This window comes from Streptomyces lincolnensis (genome assembly GCF_021173675.1).
GTDB lineage: Bacteria > Actinomycetota > Actinomycetes > Streptomycetales > Streptomycetaceae > Streptomyces > Streptomyces lincolnensis_B.
This window is the reverse complement of record NZ_JAIHON010000009.1, coordinates 357,248-376,810: the sequence shown is the minus strand read 5'-3', so window position 1 is coordinate 376,810 and position 19,563 is coordinate 357,248. Positions and strand designations below refer to the sequence as shown.

The following is a 19,563-nucleotide window of genomic DNA, read 5'->3' as shown; positions in this document are numbered from 1 at the left end:
GTACGTCCCCTCAGCCCGCGAACGCGGCCTTGGCCTCGCTGAACAACGCCTTGGCGGCGTCGGCAGGCTTGGTCTTGCCCTGGGCGACCTCACCACCGATACGCAGGAACGCCGCCTCGATGACGTCGGCTCCGGACGGGTGCGGGGTGATCTTCCCCAGCACGCCCGCCTTGGCGACCTCGTCCTCGTAGGCCGCGACGCCCTTGTTGTTGGGGTCGGTCGGCTTGAAGGCGTCGTACTGCTCGGTCGTGGAGAGGATGCCGCGGTCGTAGCCCATGATCTTGCCGACCTCGGGGTCGTGGACCATGAAGGAGATGAACTGGGCGACTTCCTTGGGGTGCTTGGTCCCGGAGAAGCCGCTCAGCATCAGGGAGCCGAGGTACTGTCCGGTCTGCTTGCCGTCCGTGGTGGGGATCGGCGCGAGCCCGTAGTCCGACTCGCCCTCACCCTCGTAACGGATGGAGAAGTTGTCCCAGGTGAACTCGGACGCGGCCAGGCCCGCCGAGAGACCGGACTTCGGCTTGACCTGCTCGATCTTCTTCGGGTCGGCGACGACGCCGGACTTCACGCGCTTGTAGCCGTCCGTCCACCACTGCGTCAGATCGTCCTCGGTGAAACCGAGATCGGAGTCGGTGAAGAAGGCCTTGCCGTTCTGACGGAGGTACAGGTCGTACAGGTACATGATGCTGAAGTAGCCCGTGTCACCGGCGATCTTCAGCTTGTCCTGGATGGTCTGGAGCGCGTCGAAGTAGTCGTCCCAGGTCCAGCCGAACTTCGCCTCCACCCCTGCCTTCTGGAAGGCCTTGAGGTCGATGACGAGCGCCATGGTGTTGGCGCCGACGGGGATGCCGATCTGCTTGCCGTCGACCTGACCGTTCGCCAGAACGCCGTTGCGGAAGTTCTCCAGGTCCAGATTGCCCGCGTCCGCCTGCGCCTTGAGATCCAGCAGAACACCGCGCTTGTCGTACTTGCGCAGGAAACCGACCGCATTCTGGAAAACGTCCGGCGGATTCCCGCCGGAGGCCTGCGTCTGGAACTTCTCCCAGAACGCCTCGTAGTCGGTGAATTCAGGCTTGATCTTGATCTTCGGATACTTCTTCTCGAAGAGCGCGATCGCCTTCTTCATGGCGATGGTGCGCGGTTCGCCACCCCACCAGGCATAACGGAGTGTCACGTTCCCGTCTCCGGAACCGCTTTCACCTCCGCACGCGGTCGTCGCTCCCAGACCGACCGTGGCCACCGAGGCCCCGGCCACCTTCAGGATCGTTCGCCTCTCAACATTCCTGCTGGTTCCCATGGTTGGGCCCCCTCCCCGCAGCGTCATTGCCGCCTGCATGAATCGTTTCAAGTAAGCGCTTGCTGGCACAAGCTACGAGGGGCCTCGTGGTGCGTCAATGATTCGGACAGGATTTTCTTGTGGACCGGCGCGGCAAGTTGACGGCCCATCGGGAGCGATCCGGACATCGGCTCGCCCAACGTCGCAGGTGGGAGTGGTGTGATCGAGGGGCCGAACGCGAACCGGCCGTTCACACGCGGATGTTGATCGGCCAAAACTCGCCTGCCCGACCGTCCGTCCGACGGCCCCGACCGCCCGCCCCGACCGCTTGCCCCGACCGGCGTCACGCGAAGGCGCGCGGATCGCGTCGGGGCGTACACACGCCGACGGCCCGCCTGCTGTCTCGCAGACGGGCCGTCGGTCCGGGTGGGCGATACTGGGTTCGAACCAGTGACCTCTTCGGTGTGAACGAAGCGCTCTCCCACTGAGCTAATCGCCCGGACGCAGGAAGAAGATTACCCCATGTCAGGGGGTGCGCGTGACCGGCGGACGCCGACGCGGGCACCCCCTGGGGCGGATCACTGGTCCTTGATCTTCCAGGGCATCGTGAGCCCGAACTTCCACAGGTAGACCCCGACGATCACGCCCACGATCACCAGGCCGATCGACGTCAGGATGATGTTGCGCCGCCGCACCTTGGGATCCAGGGCGCGCTGGGCGGCCTCGGTGACCTTGCGCTTGGTCCAGCGCAGCACCAGCTGGGCCCAGACGAACTCGGTCGCCCAGATGGCCATGCCGCCGAAGATCACCACCCAGCCCGGTCCGGGCAAGGGCAGCATGATGATGCCCACGATCACGACCGCGAGCCCGATGATGAAAATCCCGACCTGCCAGCTCAGGTGCAGCATGCGGCGGGCCTTGATGAATTCGGGCGCCTTGGAGCCGAGCCCCCGCTCGTCCCGCGCCCCGTCCGCCTTCGTCTCGTCCGCCGCCACGGCAACCTCGCCCGGCTCGTCACTCCCCGTATTCATACGGCCAAACCCTACCGGACAGAAACCAGTCACCGGAATGGTCGTACCGTGCGAACGCGCCCTCGGCCGGAAGAGTTACGTAAAGACACGCAAAACACTCAGAGGGGTTTACAACGGCACCGTAGGTGGCATGTCGATTTCGCCGACGTGCGAATCCCCGAGCGCACACTGAGCGAAAGGCCCTGGCGCTTATGAACACCACGGTCAGCTGCGAGCTGCACCTGCGCCTCGTTGTGTCGAGCGAGTCATCCCTGCCTGTCCCCGCAGGCCTGCGGTACGACACGGCCGACCCCTACGCCGTGCACGCCACCTTCCACACCGGAGCAGAGGAAACCGTCGAGTGGGTGTTCGCCCGCGACCTGCTCGCGGAGGGTCTCCACCGGCCCACCGGCACCGGCGACGTCCGTGTCTGGCCGTCGCGCAGCCACGGTCAGGGCGTCGTCTGCATCGCCCTGAGCTCTCCGGAGGGCGAGGCGCTGCTCGAAGCCCCTGCGCGCGCCCTGGAGTCCTTCCTGAAGCGGACGGACGCCGCTGTACCCCCGGGCACCGAGCACCGTCACTTCGACCTCGATCAGGAGCTCTCGCACATCCTGGCGGAGAGCTAGGCCGAGGCCGTACAGAGCCGCCCGGCGCCGTCCACTCGGGGAGACGGCTCGGGCTCAGACAACTGCATACGGCTGGATTCGGCGCCGTCACCGTGAGTCATCACGGTGACGGCGCCGAGGCGTGTGCGTCCGTGGCCGGGATTGCCGCCCCACGGGTGACGCGACTGCCCCGGTATGGGCGGAGCCACTACCATCGGCCAGCATCGGCGGGCGGCCGCCCGCCTCCAGGCCAGGGAGCGAAACGTGCTGATCACCCACGACACCCGGTGCGCCCTCGACACCGTGGTGGATCTGGTGAACACCGCGCCGGAGGACGACGTGACCCCGGACGCGCTGCCGGATCTCGCGGCCCTAGAGGATTTCGTACGAAGCCACGAGGTCAGTGACGTCGGCGTGCTCTCCGAGCTCGACCTGACGGCGGTGCGCAAGCTCCGCGGCCGGTTCGCCTCGGTCTTCGCCGCCCCGGACCCCCGCACCGCGGCCGGCCTGATCAACGAGCTGATCGCCGCCGCGGGCACCACGCCCCGGCTCACGGACCACGACGGCTACGACTGGCACGTGCACTACTTCGCCCCCGGGGCCTCCATCGCCGATCACCTCGCGGCCGACTGCGGGATGGCGCTGGCGTTCTTCGTGGTGGCCGGTGAGCAGGAGCGGCTGCGCCGCTGCGAGGCGCCGGACTGCCGGCGCGCCTTCGTGGATCTGTCCCGGAACCGCTCGCGGCGCTACTGCGACAGCCGGACCTGCGGAAACCGGCTGCATGTCGCCGCCTACCGGGCGCGGCGCAAGGAGGCGGCGGGCTGACGCCCGGACACCGGACCCTGGCTCTGGCCCTGACCCCGTCCCTTCCCTGTCCCTGGATGTCGACGTGGTTCCCAGCGGGTGGCGCCGGGAACCACGGGTACGGCTCAGAGCAGCAGCAGATCGTGCAGCGCAGCCATGAGCAGCAGACACCCGATCACCGCAAGAAAGATCATCAGCGGTGGCTGGGAAAGGGCGAAGAGGCATCCACGCGGCTCGTCCTGCGGCGGCGCGGTATCGCTCTGTGTCGTGTCCAGCATCTCGCGGCGATGATGACGCAGTGGACCGACTTCGCGCGATCAACACGCCCGGATTGAGCGGGAGTTCGCCGATTTCCGTGATGTCCGGTTCGGGTCTTGATCACTTCGGGACGGGCCAGGACCTCACTGTGTCGTTTCAGTCCTCATGCACCGGACCTCATGCGCAGGTCATATGCCGTGCTTCTTCAGGATGGCCTCGATGTCGCTGAAGTCTTCCGTGGCGGTCTCGGCGCGGGGCCGCTTCGCGGGCTGGGCCGCAGGCCGGGAGCCGGCGCCCAGGGACGGCGCCGAGGCCGCCGGGGCCACCGCCTCGCGCTGGGCGCCCTTGGCGGCCGCCCTGCGTTCCTTGCGGGTGCCGCCACGGCGGCGCTCCACGGCGCGTGTGCTCGCGAACAGCAGCCAGGACGCGCCGAGCACGCCGAAGCCGGCCCACGCCGCCGGGCTGAACGCGGTGTCCGCGACCCACTCGACGACACCGGTCATGACCAGCCCGATCGGGACGAGCGAGTAGGCCGCGATACGGGTGGCCGCGAGGAATCGCTTGCGGTACGCCGTGACCGCCGCGATGCCCAGGCCGGCCGCGGAAACGGCGGAACAGACGGTCTCGGCAATCATCCGGTCCTCCAGGCAGGGCTCGGTCGAGCGGGGCGGTTCGTCCCTTCCATCCTGCACCCGCCGCACCCCGCCGGGCCATGGTGCGGCAGGACATCAGGGACATCTCCGGGTCGGCTCCTCCGCAGGTGCCGGTCCGCGTCCTACGACCGGCGGTGGACGCCGTACCGCGCCGAGGTCCGATTCGGTCCCGCGAACCCGGGCTGGAAGACTGTGACCATGAGCGACTCCTCCCCCGCCCGTCCCGCCTCCCCCGTCCTCGACGTCTGGTGCGAACTCCAGTGCCCGGACTGCCGTGACGCCCTGGACGACCTGCGTGCCCTGCGCGCCCGCTACGGCGACCGGCTGGAACTGCGGCTGCGGCACTTCCCGCTGGAGAAGCACCGGCACGCCTTCGCCGCCGCGCAGGCCGCCGAGGAGGCCGCGGAGCAGGGACAGGGCTGGGCCTACGTCGAGGCGGTGCTCGCCAGGGTGGCCGAGCTGGACCGCCGGGGCGAGGCCCTCCTGGTCGAGGTGGCCGCCGAACTCGGCCTGGACGCCGAGGAGTTCGACACCGCGCTCATCGACGGCCGGCACATCCTGATCGTGGACGCCGACCAGGCCGAGGGCAAGGCGATCGGCGTCACCGGTACCCCCACCTACGTCATCGGCGGCGAGCGCCTCGACGGCGGCAAGAGCCAGGAGGGGCTGCGCGAGCGCGTCGAGGAGATCGCGGACCGGCTGCTGGCCGAGGGCGCGTGATCCTCAGAGCAGCTCCTTGAACACGTGGTGGGTGATCGTCTCGTAGCCGAGTGAGGCGTAGAGCCGCTCGGCGGGCGTGTTGCCCGCGAAGACGTTGAGGCGGACGCCGGGCCATCCGGCCTCGGCGGTCTGTGCCTCCGCGACCAGCATCAGGCTCCGGCCGTGCCCCCGGCCCCGGTGGGCCTCGGCGGTCTCGACGTCGTAGACGAAACCGAACCCGTTGCGGGCCGCCAGCCACAGGGTGCCGACCGGGGTCCCCTCGTGCTCCAGGACGCTCAGGAGCACGCCCTCGGTGTCCGGGCCGTCGGGCAGCATCTTGTCGTGGTCCTTGTCGGCCTTGACGCGGGCCTCGCTCTCGGGCACCCCGCGGGAGATCCAGCTCTGCGCGTACTCCTCCTTCGCGTGGACCGTCCAGACCGCGAACTCCGCCTGGGTCATGGGACGGCTCCGGCTCCCGGCCGGCAGGACGGGCGCGGTGGCGCCGACGGTCTTCCCCATCAGCCGGTTGCGGACGACGTACCCGAGGGCGGTCGCCAGTCCGAGCGCCGTCCCCGCCTCGGCCGGCACCGCCGCCTCGATGCGCCGGCAGCCCCAGCCGCGCGCCACCTCCTCCGCGGCGAGCACGGCCACGGTGGCCCGGCCGCGCCGGCGGTCCGGCTCCTCGATCCGCAGGTCCGTGATCAGGGCCACCTCGGCGCCGAAGGTGGGGGAGGTGCCGAGGTGTATGACGCCGACGGGACGGCTGTTCACGCACACCTGGAAGCGGCGTGAACACGTCCCGTCGGCCGCGCGCTGAAGCGGCTCGATCGGCCGCAGGGTCGTGGTCATCACGGATGTTCTACCCGCTGCCGAGCTCCCGGTCAGCCGAATATCCCCCGCTTTTCCCGATCTTCGCGATGCTCACGGGTCGAGGTCGTCGCCGGACCGCTCGTCGAAGGTGTGCATGGCCTTGACGGTCACCGGGCCCTGGGCGCCGGGCAGTTCGCGGTCGTCGACGCGGTGGACGGCCTGGACGTCCCGCAGGGTCGAGGTCAGGAAGACCTCCTCGGCCCGGTCCAGGACGTCCAGCGGCAGGTCGGTCTCCTGGGCGCCCGTCCACTCGATCGCGAGGGCGCGGGTGATGCCCGCGAGGCAGCCGGAGGCGAGCGGCGGGGTGTGGATCTCGCCGTCGAGCACGACGAAGACGTTCGACCCGGTCCCCTCGCACAACTGTCCGACGGTGTTGCCGAACAGCGCCTCGGTGGCCCCGTGCTCGCGGGCCCGGGCCAGGGCGACGACGTTCTCGGCGTACGAGGTCGTCTTCAGGCCGGTCAGGGCGCCGCGCTCGTTGCGGGTCCAGGGGACCGTGATCACGGCCGTGGAGTCCGGGCGCCGGGCCGACTCGCCGAGCGCGACCACGAGGGTCGGTCCCTGCTCACCGCGGTCGGAGCCGAGCGGGCCGTGGCCGCCGGTGTAGGTGATGCGCAGCCGCCCGAGCGGCATCGGGTTGGCCTCCAGGACGGCCGCGGAGGCACCGCGTATCTCGTCGAGGTCGGGGTCGGGCAGGCCGAGGCCGCGCGCGGAGCGGACGAGCCGGTCGAGGTGGCGGGTGAGCGCGAACGGCCTGCCGTCGACCGCCTTCACCGTCTCGAAGACGCCGTCGCCCACGGTCAGTCCGTGGTCGAGGACGGAGACGCGGGCGGTCTCGATCTCCTGCAGCCCGCCGTTGAGCCAGATCTTCACGTGGTCGGTCCCTCTCCGCTGCCGTCGTACGTCCCCGACGCTACCGCTAGCAGTCGGGAGGCCTTCAGTTCGGTCTCGTGCCATTCGGCCTCGGCGTCGGAGCCCCAGGTGATCCCGGCTCCGGTGCCGAAGCGCAGCAGACCGGCGGCGCGGTCGATCCAGAACGTCCGGATGCCGACGGCCAGCTCGCCGGTGCCACGGTCGGCGTCCACCCAGCCGATCCCGCCGCAGTACGGCCCCCTCGGCGCCGTCTCCAGCTCCTCGATGATCCGCAGCGCACTCGACTTGGGCGCCCCGGTCACCGAACCGGGCGGGAAGGCGGCGGCCATCAGCCCGGGCCAGCCCGCCCCGTCCCGCAGCTCCCCGCGCACCGTGGAGACCAGATGCACCAGGCCGGGATGCTTCTCCACGGCGCACAGGTCGGGGACGGTCACACTGCCCGTGGCGCACACCCGCCCCAGGTCGTTGCGGACCAGGTCCACGATCATCACGTTCTCGGCGTAGTCCTTGGCCAGCAGGTCCGCCTCGGTCCGCCCGGTGCCCTTGATCGGTCCGGAGACGACCGTGCGGCCGTCCCGGCGCAGGAACAGCTCCGGGGAGGCGGTGGCGATCTCCACACCGTGACCGGGCAGCCGGATCGTTCCTGCATACGGCGCCGGGTTGCCGCGGGCCAGCAGCGCGGTCAGGGCGTCCACGTCGGCGCCGGGGACGACGGGGGCGGACAGCACCCGGCACAGGTTGGCCTGGTAGACCTCTCCGGTCGCGATGTACTCCCGGATCCGGGCCACCCCGGCCATGTACGCGGCGCGATCGAGGGAGGATGTCCAGTCACCGACGGCCGGCCCCCGCCAGGCCCCCGGCACCGGGGCGGGCACCGGCTCTCGTCGTACCTCCCGGAAGCGTGCGCAGGTCACGCGGCCCTCGAAATCGGCGGTCACGGCCCAGAAACCGGTGGAGTCCAGAGCCGCGGGATCGCCGGTGACGTCGAGGAGCCCGGTGGCGACACGGTCACCGAAGCGGGCGAGAGCAGGGAGGTCGCGCACGCTGCCGAGTCTATGGCGCGTGTCCGGCAGGTGACCTGGTCATGTCCGCTCGGGAGCCTCGCGCACCGCTGTGAGCAGGCGCAGCGCAGCACGCTGCGCAAACGCGTTTTTGTGCTGGCCCCGGAATCCGCTAGAGTTCAACTCGTCACCGGGACGCGTGAGCCGACCGAAACGACAAGCGGACGTAGCTCAGTTGGTAGAGCGCAACCTTGCCAAGGTTGAGGTCGCGAGTTCGAACCTCGTCGTCCGCTCGAAGGAAGTCGGGGATCCCGGTCCCCTGACACTCCTGGTGGAGTGGCCGAGAGGCGAGGCAACGGCCTGCAAAGCCGTCTACACGGGTTCAAATCCCGTCTCCACCTCCAAGGACGATTAGCTCAGCGGGAGAGCGCTTCCCTGACACGGAAGAGGTCACTGGTTCAATCCCAGTATCGTCCACTGGATCCGCCCGGCTCGTACGGCGAGATCCGACCCGCGCGATTAGCTCAGCGGGAGAGCGCTTCCCTGACACGGAAGAGGTCACTGGTTCAATCCCAGTATCGCGCACGCAGTACACACGGCCCTCGGGCCGTGGTCCCGAGGACGATTAGCTCAGCGGGAGAGCGCTTCCCTGACACGGAAGAGGTCACTGGTTCAATCCCAGTATCGTCCACACACCGAAGCCCCCGGCCCTCAGGTCGGGGGCTTCTTCGTGTGCCGGCCGGTGTCGGCGGCAGGCGGTCTCAGCTGCGGCTGACGTCAGCTGGAGAACAGCATGTGGCCGAAGCCGCGGTTGCGCTGATGACCGTGGTGGCCGCCGTGGTGACCGCCGTGCTGCGGGGCGCCCCAGGCGGGAGCGGCGGGAGCGGCCGGGTACGGGGAGGACGCCGCCGGGTACTGGGGAGCGGCCGGGGGCGGCGGGACGGCCGGGCCTCCGCCCCACTGGGACTCCAGGCGGGTCAGCGCCTCCAGCTCGCCGTAGTCGAGAAAGATGCCGCGGCAGCCGCTGCACTGCTCGATCTGGACACCGTTGCGGTTGTACGTGTGCATCGGCGCATGGCACTTCGGACACTGCATGATCGGCTCAACTCCTCGCCGGTTGGTCCTGCTTCGCGTTACGCCAGGACAGACTCTGTCCGGCTCCGGTCGGTTGCACCCTACTTCGGGAAAGCCGAGGTCAACTCCGGCGGGGTGGAACCCATTCGGTCGCAGGCGTCGACGAGTGCCTGTTCCACGTCGTCCAGGGGGCGGCCCGCCGCGACGGCCTTGGTGATCGACCGGGCCGCGGTCTGCGCGGTGAGGGCACGGGCCGGGACGTCCAGGGCGGGCCAGGGGTCGCCGGTCGCGGGGACGGCGGGGCCGCCGGCCGTGCGGTACGCGGTGAGGAAGCGGGTCCACTCGTCGGGGGTGAGCAGGCCGCAGGCGTACCAGGCGGCCGGGCGGGCGAGGTCCCAGGCGGGGGGTCCGGTGCCGAGGTCGTCGACGTCTATGAGGCGCCAGGGGCCGTCGGGGGCGGGGTGGCGTACGAGCTGGCCGAGGTGGAGGTCGCCGTGGCAGAGGGTGGTGGTGTCCGGCAGGGGGGTCTCGGCTCGGGCCCAGGGCGGGAGGGTGTTCCAGGCGCGGAGGACGGGGGTGGTGGCGGGGTGGGGGGTGGCCGCTCGGAGGCGGGTGATCGCCTGGGCGGCCTTGAGGGGGCCGCGCATGGGTGGGAGGCCGGGTGTCGGTATGGGCGTGCGGTGGAGGTGGGCGAGGAGGGTGGCGGCCTCTTCCCAGGGGGCGGCGTCGGGGTTGTCCGGGTCCACGGGGGTGCCGTACGGCCAGAACGTGACCAGGCGGCCGTGGAGGTGGGTCGGGGTGGGGGTGAGTGGGGGCAGGAGGATGTCGGGGAGGCGGGTGGCTGTGGTGAGGCGGGGGGTGAGGTCGGTGGGGAGGGTGTCGGGGGCGTGCGCCTTGGCGACGGTGTGGGCGTGGCGGACGACTGTGGCGTCGGGGCGGTCGGCGAGGGTGGTGGTGGGTGTGTCTTGTGTTTTGGTTGCACCGCTTTCGCCCGTTTCGCCTGTTGCGCCGCAGGGGCATGCCTTGGTGGTTGCGTGGGCCTTGGCTCTGACTCGGGTGGTGAGTTCGGCGAGGAGGGGGTGGGGGGTCACTGGGCTCCTCGGGCGTGCGGGTGTCTTTTGTGAGGGTACGCAGGGGGGTGCGGGGCTGTGTTCCTGGTGCCCTGGATTCTTTCGCCCCCGCCGCCCCTACCCGTCCCATCCCCAGGGCTGCCGCCCCCAGGGGGCTCCGCCCCCTGGACCCCCGATCGGCCCTGAAGGGGCCTCGTCCTCAAACGCCGGACGGGCTCAAAACGCGGGCGGGCGGGGGATCGGGACGGCAAGAGCTCGTCCTCGAACGCCGGACGGGCTGAAAACGCGGGCGGGTGGGGGATCAGGGCGGCCAGGCCCGAGTCATCACACGCTGGACGGGCTGAAAGTGCGGGTGGGTGGGAGATCGGGACGGCCAGGCCCGAGTCATCACACGCTGGACGGGCTGAAAGTGCGGGTGGGTGGGGGATCGGGACGGCAAGAGCTCGTCCTCGAAGGCCGGAGGACGGGGGGCTTGGCCCGGGGCCGGTGGTTTGAGGGCAAAGCAATGCCGGCGCAGCTCCCCAGCTGCGCCGGCATTTTGCCGTCCGCCGCACCCCCGTCCCCACGGGGTTTCATGGGTGGATGTCCCCGCCCGGACCGCTCTTCCGGGCCTGGGGTCGCCGCTCAGCGCCCCAGCATCACTCCCACGGACGACGCTTGTGTGGCCACTGTCTCCCAGCCGTCGAAGACGAGGAGGAGCAGTGCCGCCAGGGGAAGGGCCATAAGTGTCGCCACCAGGGGGTGGCGACGGCCCGAGCGGCGGTCGTGTGTGCGGATCAGTGTCCGCGGTGCCGTCTGGGCCATGGTCCCTCTCCTGACCGTTCTCCGTTGTGGTTGGCAGCGGCGGGTGTCTGACCTCGGGGGACGAGTGCTGCACCCGCCGCTTGACCTCAAATCTAGGCGTCCGGCGGTGTTCGGGCGTCATGCCCTCGTACCGATTGCCGGGCCTCCCGGAGGATGAGCCGTGACCTGCGGAGTACTCCCCTGGGTGGAGACGGGGTCCTAGGTCTCGGGGTCTTCCCGGAGGGGGCGCCCGGAGTGCCCCGCTTTCTCTGAGGTGTCCTCGCGGGGAACCGGCTGCTCCACGAGGGCCAGGACCCGGGTCGCCATGAAACGGGCCGTGCGGACCACGGAGCCGTTTCGGGTGACTTCGCTCACTTCTACGACACCTCGTCGTACCGCCGTCTCCACTCGGCGGCCCGCCCGGCTCGCCACCACCTCATATGTACGTGTCGTGTCCCCGGCGTCCACGACTATTTCCACGCGATCACCCTTCACGGGTTCAATCCCCCTTCTGCGATGGGTGGTTGGGATCACACTTGTGCCGAAGTCGGCCTGTTCGCGCGGTCCCTGACCACTCTTCAAGTCTCCCACCCGGCACTGACAATCGATCGGGACGAGAGGGCGCGGCCTCTGCGCGCGGCGGGCCGTGGAAACGTAAGCTGTGGCACGTCACACGGACCGGGCAGCGGGGATGAACATGGCGATGATGCGCCTGAGGCGCGAGGACCCGCGCGTCGTCGGCTCGTTCAGGCTTCACAGACGGCTGGGCGCGGGCGGGATGGGCGTGGTCTATCTGGGCTCCGACCGCAAGGGCCAGCGGGTCGCGCTGAAGGTGATCCGGCCCGATCTGGCCGAGGACCAGGAGTTCCGGTCGCGGTTCGCCCGTGAGGTGTCGGCGGCCCGGCGGATCCGGGGTGGCTGCACGGCACGGCTCGTCGCCGCGGATCTGGAGGCGGACCGTCCGTGGTTCGCGACCCAGTACGTGCCCGGTCCTTCCCTGCACGACAAGGTCGCCGACGAGGGTTCGCTCGGCGCGGCCGAGGTCGCGGCCGTGGGTGCCGCCCTGTCGGAGGGGCTGGTCGCCGTGCACGAGGCCGGTGTGGTGCACCGGGACCTCAAGCCGTCCAACATCCTGCTGTCCCCCAAGGGGCCGCGGATCATCGACTTCGGCATCGCCTGGGCGACGGGGGCCTCGACGCTCACGCATGTGGGGACGGCCGTGGGTTCGCCCGGTTTCCTCGCGCCCGAGCAGGTGCGCGGTGCCGCGGTGACGCCGGCCACGGACGTGTTCTCCCTCGGGGCGACGCTGGCGTACGCCTCGATGGGCGACTCGCCCTTCGGGCACGGCAGTTCCGAGGTGATGCTGTACCGCGTGGTGCACGAGGAGGCGCAGCTGCACGGGGTGCCGGACGCGCTGGCTCCGCTGGTGCGGGCGTGTCTGGCGAAGGATCCCCAGGAACGGCCCAGCACGCTCCAGTTGTCGCTGCGCCTGAAGGAGATCGCGGCGCGCGAGGCGCAGGGGCACACGGACCTGCGTCCGCCGGTCCCGCGGGCCGGTGAGGCGGACCGGCCCACCGGGCGGATCTCCGACAGCTATCCGGATCGGGCGCCTCAGCGGCGATCGCAGGGGCAGCAGTCGGGCGGGCCGGGTGCGCAGGGCACTCCCCCGCCGCGTGGCGGTGCCTCCTCGTCGCGGGGACCTGCTCCCTCGCGCGGCGGTGCGGCTCCCTCCCGGGGTGGCGGCGCTTCCCGGAACGGCGGCTCCGCCTCCCGGTCCGGGACCGCGCGGCCCACTCCGGCCACCCGCAATACGACCCGCTCGGGAAGCGGGAACCGTCCCACCCCGCGCAGCGGCACCGGTCGTCCGGCGCCCAGGACCACGGGCACCGGGCGGCGGCCCGCCAACCCCCGGCTTCTGCGCCAGCGGTTGTTCGTGTTCGTGGTGGTCACGCTGCTCGTGGCGCTCGGCATCGCCGCGGCGCAGGGCTGCCAGGGCCCGTCACGCGGAATCGGCGACCAGCGGGACGTCGTACGGGAGGAACGGGGGCACACGCCGTCGGGGCCCGGGTTCACGCCTCTCGACGAGGGGCCGCGGATGGCCGAGCGGTACGAGGCGACCTTCAGTAAGGACTGAGCCCTACGCCTGGGGTCGGCCCGTGGCCACCGCGTAGAAGGCGACCGCTGCCGCCGCGCCCACGTTGAGGGAGTCGACGCCGTGGGCCATGGGGATACGGACCCATTCGTCGGCGGCGACGAGGGCCTGGGTGGAGAGGCCGTCGCCCTCTGCGCCGAGCATGAGGGCGACCCGGTCCATGGTGTGGGGGGCGGCTTCGTCGAGGGTTCTGGCCTTGGCGTCCGGGGTGAGGGCGAGGAGGGTGAAGCCGGCCTCGCGGACCGACTCCAGACCCTTGGGCCAGGTGTCGAGACGGGCGTAGGGGACGGAGAAGACCGCGCCCATGGAGACCTTGACGCTGCGGCGGTAGAGGGGGTCCGCGCAGTCGGGGGACAGCAGGACCGCGTCCATGCCGAGCGCCGCCGCCGAGCGGAAGATCGCGCCGATGTTGGTGTGGTCGTTCACGGACTCCATGACGACCACCCGGCGTGCCGTCTGCAGGAGTTCGGCGGCCGTGGCCAGCGGCTTGCGCTGCATGGAGGCGAGCGCGCCGCGGTGCACGTGGTAGCCGGTGACCTGCTCGGCGAGTTCCGGGCCGACCGCGTACACGGGGGCCGGGAGCTCGTCGATGACGTCGCGCATGACGTCGACCCACTTGGCGGACAGCAGCATCGACCGCATCTCGTACCCGGCGTCCTTGGCCCGCCGGATGACCTTCTCGCCCTCGGCGATGAACAGGCCCTCGGCCGGTTCGCGCTTGCGGCGCAGTTCGACGTCGGTCAGGCCCGTGTAGTCGTGCAGGCGCGGGTCGTCGGGGTCCTCGACGGTGATGAGATCGGCCACAGGGTGATACTGCCTTGTCCTGGGTGTGGTGCCAACGGCTGGGGACGAGTTGGGTTACCCCGGGTTACCTGGGGTGCCCGGGTTACGCCGATGTCGGCGCCGGCCGCGGTCCCACGGCGACGACCTCGCCGATGACGATCACGGCCGGGGGCTCCACGTCCTGCTCCCGGACGACATCGGCGACGGTCGCGAGGGTGGCGTCGACCCGGCGCTGGGCGGCCGTGGTGCCCTCCTGGACCAGGGCGACCGGGGTCTCGGGGGACTTGCCGTGGGCGATGAGCGTCTCGGCGACCTTCCCGATCGTGCCGACGCCCATGAGGATCACCAGCGTGCCGGTCAGCCGGGCGAGGGACGGCCAGTCGACCAGGGAGCGTTCGTCGTCCGGCGCGATGTGCCCGCTGACCACGGTGAACTCGTGGGCGACGCCCCGGTGGGTGACGGGGATGCCCGCGGCGCCCGGCACCGAGATCGAGCTGGAGATGCCGGGCACGACCGTGCACGGGACGCCGGCCTCGGCCAGCGCCTGGACCTCCTCCATGCCCCGGCCGTAGACGAAGGGGTCGCCGCCCTTGAGGCGGACGACCGACTTGCCCTGCTTGGCGTGTTCGATCAGCGCCTCGTTGATGGCCTCCTGGGCCATGAAACGGCCGTACGGCAGCTTCGCCGCGTCGATGACCTCGACGCTCGGCGGGAGTTCCGCGAGCAGGTCGCGCGGGCCGAGGTGGTCGGTGATGACGACGTCGGCCTCGGCGAGCAGACGGCGGCCGCGGACCGTGATGAGGTCCGGGTCGCCGGGGCCGCCGCCGACGAGGGCGACACCGGCGGTGCGGGTGCGGTGGTGCGGGGCGACGAGCGTGCCGTCGCGCAGGCCCTCGACCACGGCGTCGCGGATCGCGGCGGTGTGGCGGGGGTCGCGGCCCTTGGCGTCGGTGGTCAGGACGGCGATCGTGACGCCCTCGCTGTGGCCGGTCGCGGGGGTCCAGGCCGTGGCCCGGTCCGCGTCGTCGGAGCGGACGCACCACACGCGGTGGCGCTCGGCCTCCGCGGAGGCCCGCGTGTTGGCTTCCGTGTCACCGGTGGCGATGAGGGCGTACCAGGCGTCGGCGAGGTCGCCCTCCCGGTACGGCCGCTGCTCCCAGGTGATCTCGCCCGCGTCCGCCATCGCCTCGACCGAGGGGGTCACGCCGGGGGACACCAGGACGATGTCCGCGCCCGCCGCGATGAGGGCCGGCAGACGGCGCTGGGCGACCTGGCCGCCGCCGAGCACGACGACGCGACGGCCGGTGAGGCGGAGGCCTACGGGGTAGGCGGGGTGTTCGGCCATGAGGTGCGGCTCCTCGTCCTGGCGATGCAACGGGTGCTACGGCGCTGGAGCAGCCCTGACGTGCAGATTTTTACAGACGGATTCAGCGTACGGCCGGGGTGGGGTGCCCGCAGGAGCGTGGGCCCCACCCCGGTTCGGGTCACTTCTCGGTGACCCCCGCGGAGTCGAACGTGGCCACCTCGTGCATCGCCCGTGCCGTGCTCTGGACCAGCGGCAGGGCCAGCAGCGCGCCCGTGCCCTCGCCGAGGCGGAGGTCGAGGTCGACCAGGGGGCGCAGGCCGAGCTTGTTGAGGGCGGCCACATGGCCGGGCTCCGCGCTGCGGTGGCCCGCGATGCAGGCGGCCAGGACCTCGGGGGCGATCGCGCGGGCGACCAGTGCGGCGGCCCCGGCGCTGACGCCGTCCAGGATCACCGGCGTCCGCAGGGAGGCACCGCCGAGGAGCAGGCCGACCATGGCGGCGTGCTCGAAGCCGCCGATCGCGGCGAGCACGCCGATGGGGTCGGCCGGGTCCGGCTGGTGGAGCTCGATCGCGCGGCGGACGACCTCGGTCTTGCGGGCGAGGGTCTCGTCGTTGATGCCGGTGCCCCGGCCGGTGACGTCGGCCGGGTCGGTGTCGGTGAACACCGAGATCAGGGCGGCGGACGCGGTGGTGTTCGCGATGCCCATCTCGCCGGTGAGCAGCGCCTTGTTGCCGGCGGCCACCAGGTCGCGGGCGGTCTCGATGCCGACCTCGATGGCCTGCTTGGCCTCCTCACGGGTCATCGCGGGACCGGTGGTCATGTCGGAGGTGCCCGCGCGGACCTTGCGGGGCAGCAGGCCGGGGGTCGCCGGGAGGTCGGTGGCGACACCGACGTCCACGACGCAGACCTCGGCGCCGACCTGTCCGGCGAAGGCGTTGCAGACCGCGCCGCCGCCGAGGAAGTTGGCGACCATCTGGGCCGTCACCTCCTGCGGCCAGGGGGTGACGCCCTGGGCGTGCACACCGTGGTCGCCGGCGAAGATCGCGACGGCCGCGGGCTCCGGGATCGGCGGCGGGCACTGGCGGGACAGACCGGACAGCTGCGCGGAGATGATCTCCAGCATGCCGAGCGAGCCCGGCGGCTTGGTCATGCGCTTCTGGCGCTCCCAGGCCTCGCCGAGCGCCTTGGCGTCCAGCGGGCGGATCTGCGCGACGGTCTCGCCGAGCAGGTCGTGCGGCTCCTCGCCGGGCAGCGCGCGACGGCCGTAGGTCTCCTCGTGCACGACCCAGGACAGCGGGCGGCGCTTGGACCAGCCGGCCTGCATCAGCTCGGGCTCTTCCGGGAACTCGTCGACGTATCCGACGCACAGGTAGGCGATGACCTCCAGGTGCTCGGGCAGGCCGAGGGCGCGGACCATCTCGCGCTCGTCGAAGAAGCTGACCCAGCCGACGCCGAGGCCCTCGGCGCGCGCGGCGAGCCAGAGGTTCTCGACCGCGAGCGCGGCGGAGTACGGGGCCATCTGCGGCTGGGTGTGCCGGCCGAGGGTGTGCCGGCCGCCGCGGGTGGGGTCGGCGGTGACGACGATGTTCACCGGGGTGTCGAGGATCGCCTCGATCTTCAGTTCCTTGAACTGTTTCGCCCGGCCCTTGGGGAGGGACTTCGCGTAGGCGTCGCGCTGGCGCGCGGCCAGTTCGTGCATGGCCTGCCGGGTCTCGGCGGACCGGATCACCACGAAGTCCCACGGCTGCGAGTGGCCCACGGAGGGCGCGGTGTGCGCCGCCTCCAGGACACGCAGCAGCACCTCGTGCGGGATGGGGTCGCTGCGGAAGCCGTTGCGGATGTCGCGGCGCTCGCGCATCACCTTGAGCACGGCCTCCCGCTCGGCGTCGTCGTAGGGGGGCGCCGCCGGGCCGGCGGGCTGCCGTACGTCGTCCACGGCCGCGCCCTCTTCTCCCCCGGGCTGCTGAACCGCCCGGTCCTCCTGGTCGGCCGCCCGGGTGTCCAGGTCGTCGGCGTTCTGTACGACCTCGGGGTCGCCGTCACGGGGCGCGGGGACCGGAGCCGGTTCCTGGGCGGGGAGGGGCGTGGCGTGCGGGGGTGTCGGGGCGAGGTGCGGGGTGGTGGGCACGGAGCCCTCCACCGGGACGAACTCGGGGTGGGGCGGGGCGGTTTCGGCGACGGCCGGGGTGGGCGCCGCGGCGGTGTCCTGCGCCATGAGCTGTTCCGGCCGCGTGTCCGGGGCGAGTTTGGGGCCCTGCGCGGGCGGGGCGACGGCCGGGGTCGGCTGAGCTTCCGCGACGGGTGCCTGGTCCTGCTCGGGCGCGATGGCCTCGGCGTGCGCCGCCGCGAGGGGTTCCGCGTCGCCGGGCGCCGTGAGGCCGTCCTCGGGCTGCGGGGCCGGTACGGCTTCCGGGGCTTCCGGGGCGGGAGCCGTGTCCTGTACGGCGGTGTCGGGGGCGCCGGGGTCGACGGCCGGGGTGGGCTCGGCTCCGGGGGGCGGTACGGATCCTGGCGTCGTGTCGGCGGGCTCGGGGGTGAGGGCCTCGGGGGCGGGCATGTCCTCGGGTTCGGGGGTGCCGTCGGGGGCGGTCGCGGGCTCGGGGGCGGTCGCGGTCTCGGCGGGGTGTGCGAACTCGGTGTCCTGGGCGTCTTCCGGGGTGGGGGCGGCTTCCTGAGCGGCGGCTGCCATCTGCTCGGTGGCCGGGTCCATCACCAGGTCCGGGTCCGGGTCCGGGTCCGGGTCCGCCATGGCTGCCATGTCTTCCGGGCCCTGGGGGGCGTCCGGTGCGGGGGCTGCTTCCGGCATCTCGCCCGGGGCGGGCAGGGCGTCCGCTCCGGCGACCTCGGCGGGGCCGGTCTCGGCGGCCGTGCCCTCGATCTCGGCGGTCGGGGTCTCGGTCGAGTCCGGGGCCGGGCCCTCAAGGGGGCCGGCGACCGGTGCCTGGTCGGCGTCCGGGACGGGCGGGGTCTCCGGCAGCTGATCGGGCTGCGGAATCTGTACGTCGGCCGGAGGCTGGACGCCTTCCGGAACCTGCGCGGCCTCGGGGCTCTGCACGCTCTCCGGAACCGGTGCGGTCTCGGCGGCCTGAGCGGCCTCGGGAGCCTGAGCGGCCTCCGGAGCGGCCTGGACGTCTCCGGGAGCCTGCGCGGTCTCGGGGGTCTGAACCCCCTCGGGCGTCGGCGCGCTCTCCGCGGACTGCGCGACCTCGGCGGCCTGCCCTGCCTCCGGGGCCTGGACGCCCTCAGGAAGCTGCGCGCCCTCGGGGCTCTGCAGGTCCTCCGAAGTCGGTGCGCTCTCCACGGGCTGAGCGGCCTCGGGAGCCTGCCCGGCCTCCGGAACCTGCGTGTCTCCCCCGTCTCCCGGAACCTGAGCGAAGTCAGCAGCCTGGACACCCTCGGGCAGCTGCCCGCCCTCGGGTTCCTGGGGGCTCTCCGGCCACGGACCGGGGGCCTGGGCATACGGGTCCGCGGGGACCGCGTCGCCGCCGAACGTCGCCGCGGTCTCCGGCTGAACCGGGGCCGGGACCTGGCCGGCGGGCTCGCCCTCGTACCCCTGCGGAGCGAGGCTCGCGTCCGGGGACGGAGGGGCCTCACCCGGTGCCGGCACGGCGACGGCCTCCGCGGCGGGGCGGGACACCGCGGCGTGGGCCGCGGCCATCGGCTCGCCGGAGTGGGCGGCCACGCCCACCGGTTCGGCTGCCGGAACAACCGTTTCGGCAGCCGGTGCCTGAGGGGCCACCGGCGCCTGTACGGCGCCCTGGACCGGCGTCGAACCCCACGGCGCCGCCGCCTGCGGGGTCATCTCGCGCGCCTGCGGGACGTCGAGGTACTCGGGACCTGCCGTGGGCGGGCCGGACTGGCGTACCGGAGCGCCCACCGCGCCGCGGTCGGCGAGGGAGCGGACCGGGCTCGCGGAGGCGTCGGGGATGGGCGGGCCGAGGTGGAGGGGGCGCCGGGGCGGGGCCGTCGCCTGGGCGGGGTTGGGCATACGGACGGCGCTGAGGTCGTGCGAGCCGCTGTCACGGCCCGCCATCTCGTGCGGGCCCGGCTCGTGGACGGTCTCGACGACCGGCTCGGGTACGGGCGGGGCGACCTCGTTGCCCCAGGGGCTCTGGGCGCCCGGCAGCAGCAGGAGGTCGTCGTCCTCGGTGGTGGTCTCGGAGAGGTAGGTGTACGCACCCGGCACGCCCGGCTGCTCCACCATGCCTGCGTTCTCCGGCAGCCCCTCGCCCGGGACCTGGCCGGTGTCGGTCATGCGTACCCCTCGCCCATCGGTTAGTGCTTCTACGGCCGGCTCACCCGGAACGGCGCACCCACCGCCCCACGGTGAAGAACGAGCGTGCGTG

At 72.0% G+C, this 19,563-nt stretch carries 18 protein-coding genes and 6 tRNA genes; 9 read left to right on the top strand and 15 right to left on the bottom strand.

Features of this window, described 5'->3' with window-relative positions:
• Positions 1 to 10 precede the first annotated feature (10 nt).
• The 3 genes from K4B79_RS28180 to K4B79_RS28170 form a co-directional block, all read right to left on the bottom strand.
• A complete protein-coding gene (locus K4B79_RS28180; RefSeq protein ID WP_232029732.1) occupies positions 11 to 1,297 on the bottom strand; it encodes an ABC transporter substrate-binding protein in 1,287 nt (428 codons plus the stop codon).
• 406 nt (positions 1,298 to 1,703) lie between these two features.
• Positions 1,704 to 1,775: transfer RNA gene (locus K4B79_RS28175), tRNA-Val, on the bottom strand.
• 79 nt (positions 1,776 to 1,854) lie between these two features.
• Positions 1,855 to 2,307 carry a TIGR02611 family protein gene (locus tag K4B79_RS28170; RefSeq protein ID WP_232029731.1) on the bottom strand — a complete coding sequence of 151 codons (453 nt, stop codon included), beginning with the start codon at positions 2,305 to 2,307 and terminating at the stop codon, positions 1,855 to 1,857.
• Between the two features lie 191 nt (positions 2,308 to 2,498).
• Here K4B79_RS28170 and K4B79_RS28165 point away from each other — a divergent pair, with 191 nt between their 5' ends.
• Both K4B79_RS28165 and K4B79_RS28160 read left to right on the top strand, forming a co-directional pair.
• A complete protein-coding gene (locus K4B79_RS28165) occupies positions 2,499 to 2,912 on the top strand; it encodes an SsgA family sporulation/cell division regulator (protein ID WP_004002642.1) in 414 nt (137 codons plus the stop codon).
• 243 nt (positions 2,913 to 3,155) lie between these two features.
• Complete coding sequence (locus K4B79_RS28160; RefSeq protein ID WP_232029730.1) at positions 3,156 to 3,716, top strand: CGNR zinc finger domain-containing protein; 561 nt, start codon at positions 3,156 to 3,158, stop codon at positions 3,714 to 3,716.
• A 104-nt stretch (positions 3,717 to 3,820) separates the two neighbouring features.
• Here K4B79_RS28160 and K4B79_RS28155 read toward each other — a convergent pair whose 3' ends face one another.
• Complete coding sequence (locus tag K4B79_RS28155) at positions 3,821 to 3,973, bottom strand: hypothetical protein (protein ID WP_170068264.1); 153 nt, start codon at positions 3,971 to 3,973, stop codon at positions 3,821 to 3,823.
• Positions 3,974 to 4,141: 168 nt separating this feature from the next.
• Entirely contained in the window at positions 4,142 to 4,588 is a 447-nt protein-coding gene (locus K4B79_RS28150; protein WP_232029729.1) for a hypothetical protein, read from the bottom strand.
• Between the two features lie 216 nt (positions 4,589 to 4,804).
• On the opposite strand from K4B79_RS28150, the gene K4B79_RS28145 reads away from it, so the two are divergent.
• A complete protein-coding gene (locus tag K4B79_RS28145) occupies positions 4,805 to 5,326 on the top strand; it encodes a DsbA family protein (protein ID WP_232029728.1) in 522 nt (173 codons plus the stop codon).
• A 3-nt stretch (positions 5,327 to 5,329) separates the two neighbouring features.
• Here the strand turns inward: K4B79_RS28145 and K4B79_RS28140 are convergent, their stop codons facing one another.
• The 3 genes from K4B79_RS28140 to K4B79_RS28130 all read right to left on the bottom strand — a co-directional run bounded on the left by K4B79_RS28140 (position 5,330) and on the right by K4B79_RS28130 (position 8,091).
• Positions 5,330 to 6,154 carry a GNAT family N-acetyltransferase gene (locus K4B79_RS28140; RefSeq protein WP_232029727.1) on the bottom strand — a complete coding sequence of 275 codons (825 nt, stop codon included), beginning with the start codon at positions 6,152 to 6,154 and terminating at the stop codon, positions 5,330 to 5,332.
• A gap of 72 nt (positions 6,155 to 6,226) precedes the next feature.
• Positions 6,227 to 7,048 carry an aminotransferase class IV gene (locus K4B79_RS28135; protein WP_232029726.1) on the bottom strand — a complete coding sequence of 274 codons (822 nt, stop codon included), beginning with the start codon at positions 7,046 to 7,048 and terminating at the stop codon, positions 6,227 to 6,229.
• Positions 7,045 to 8,091 (bottom strand): chorismate-binding protein, encoded by a 1,047-nt coding sequence (locus K4B79_RS28130; RefSeq protein ID WP_232029725.1) that lies wholly within the window; start codon positions 8,089 to 8,091, stop codon positions 7,045 to 7,047. Before K4B79_RS28130 ends, K4B79_RS28135 begins: the two co-directional genes overlap by 4 nt.
• Positions 8,092 to 8,269: 178 nt before the next feature.
• On the opposite strand from K4B79_RS28130, the gene K4B79_RS28125 reads away from it, so the two are divergent.
• The 5 genes from K4B79_RS28125 (at position 8,270) to K4B79_RS28105 (ending at position 8,740) form a co-directional block, all read left to right on the top strand.
• Positions 8,270 to 8,342, top strand: a tRNA-Gly gene (locus K4B79_RS28125).
• A 37-nt stretch (positions 8,343 to 8,379) separates the two neighbouring features.
• Positions 8,380 to 8,453: transfer RNA gene (locus tag K4B79_RS28120), tRNA-Cys, on the top strand.
• 1 nt (position 8,454) lies between these two features.
• Positions 8,455 to 8,526, top strand: a tRNA-Val gene (locus K4B79_RS28115).
• Positions 8,527 to 8,562: 36 nt separating this feature from the next.
• Positions 8,563 to 8,634 (top strand) — tRNA-Val (locus K4B79_RS28110).
• Positions 8,635 to 8,668: 34 nt separating this feature from the next.
• Positions 8,669 to 8,740 (top strand) — tRNA-Val (locus tag K4B79_RS28105).
• A gap of 86 nt (positions 8,741 to 8,826) precedes the next feature.
• Here K4B79_RS28105 and K4B79_RS28100 read toward each other — a convergent pair.
• From K4B79_RS28100 to K4B79_RS28085, 4 genes are all read right to left on the bottom strand, one after another.
• The gene (locus K4B79_RS28100) at positions 8,827 to 9,144 is read right to left on the bottom strand and encodes a TFIIB-type zinc ribbon-containing protein (protein WP_232029724.1); all 318 of its coding nucleotides are present in this window, start codon (positions 9,142 to 9,144) and stop codon (positions 8,827 to 8,829) included.
• Between the two features lie 80 nt (positions 9,145 to 9,224).
• On the bottom strand, positions 9,225 to 10,214 hold the full coding sequence (locus tag K4B79_RS28095) for a phosphotransferase family protein (protein WP_232029723.1): 990 nt from the start codon (positions 10,212 to 10,214) through the stop codon (positions 9,225 to 9,227).
• A 603-nt stretch (positions 10,215 to 10,817) separates the two neighbouring features.
• A complete protein-coding gene (locus K4B79_RS28090) occupies positions 10,818 to 10,997 on the bottom strand; it encodes a hypothetical protein (protein WP_232029722.1) in 180 nt (59 codons plus the stop codon).
• Between the two features lie 198 nt (positions 10,998 to 11,195).
• Positions 11,196 to 11,471 carry a hypothetical protein gene (locus tag K4B79_RS28085; RefSeq protein WP_232029721.1) on the bottom strand — a complete coding sequence of 92 codons (276 nt, stop codon included), beginning with the start codon at positions 11,469 to 11,471 and terminating at the stop codon, positions 11,196 to 11,198.
• Positions 11,472 to 11,667: 196 nt separating this feature from the next.
• Here K4B79_RS28085 and K4B79_RS28080 point away from each other — a divergent pair, with 196 nt between their 5' ends.
• Positions 11,668 to 13,110 (top strand): serine/threonine-protein kinase, encoded by a 1,443-nt coding sequence (locus K4B79_RS28080; RefSeq protein ID WP_232029895.1) that lies wholly within the window; start codon positions 11,668 to 11,670, stop codon positions 13,108 to 13,110.
• Positions 13,111 to 13,113: 3 nt separating this feature from the next.
• On the opposite strand, the gene K4B79_RS28075 is transcribed toward K4B79_RS28080, so the two are convergent.
• The 3 genes from K4B79_RS28075 to cobT all read right to left on the bottom strand — a co-directional run bounded on the left by K4B79_RS28075 (position 13,114) and on the right by cobT (position 19,472).
• Entirely contained in the window at positions 13,114 to 13,932 is an 819-nt protein-coding gene (locus K4B79_RS28075; protein WP_232029720.1) for a TrmH family RNA methyltransferase, read from the bottom strand.
• A gap of 82 nt (positions 13,933 to 14,014) precedes the next feature.
• A complete protein-coding gene (gene cobA / locus K4B79_RS28070; RefSeq protein WP_232029719.1) occupies positions 14,015 to 15,256 on the bottom strand; it encodes a uroporphyrinogen-III C-methyltransferase in 1,242 nt (413 codons plus the stop codon).
• Positions 15,257 to 15,395: 139 nt separating this feature from the next.
• Positions 15,396 to 19,472: a nicotinate-nucleotide--dimethylbenzimidazole phosphoribosyltransferase gene (gene cobT / locus K4B79_RS28065; protein ID WP_232029718.1), complete on the bottom strand. Its 4,077-nt coding sequence runs from the start codon at positions 19,470 to 19,472 to the stop codon at positions 15,396 to 15,398.
• Positions 19,473 to 19,563: the final 91 nt, after the last annotated feature.